This is a genomic window from Lactobacillus nasalidis (assembly GCF_016587775.1).
Classification (GTDB): Bacteria; Bacillota; Bacilli; order Lactobacillales; family Lactobacillaceae; genus Lactobacillus; species Lactobacillus nasalidis.
The window spans coordinates 1-366 of record NZ_BOCG01000699.1; the positions used below are offsets into that span (position 1 = coordinate 1).

Below are 366 nucleotides of genomic sequence, written 5' to 3' on the forward strand. Positions count from 1 at the left end.
AAAAGACTGGCAGTATACACAGTCAGCCCGGATTCTGCAACTGGCAATTTCCGACTTGGGCAAGGCTTGGAACAATTTCTTTGACAAGGCCCAACCAGGCTGGGGCAAACCAAAATTTCGGTCAAAGCGGGAATCCAGACAAGGCTTCAAAAGCGATCAGAGTAAGATCAAGGACGGAATTCTTTATTTGGAGCGGGCAAGAAGAAGCCACGTTCCAAAAGATCAATGGCGTGGCTTCAAGCTGAGCGAAAAGCCTTTGTCAGATGAATTTGGCGTTGTCAGCTACTTCAAAGAAAATGGCCGTTATTACGTTGCCATCCCGTATAAGATCAAGGCTGAGGATGTTAAGCTGCCAGACAAAACAGG

General features: G+C 47.0%; 1 pseudogene. It reads left to right on the top strand.

From position 1 onward, the window contains the following. Positions 1-366, top strand: a pseudogene (locus lacNas_RS13360) (helix-turn-helix domain-containing protein); the annotation flags it as partial.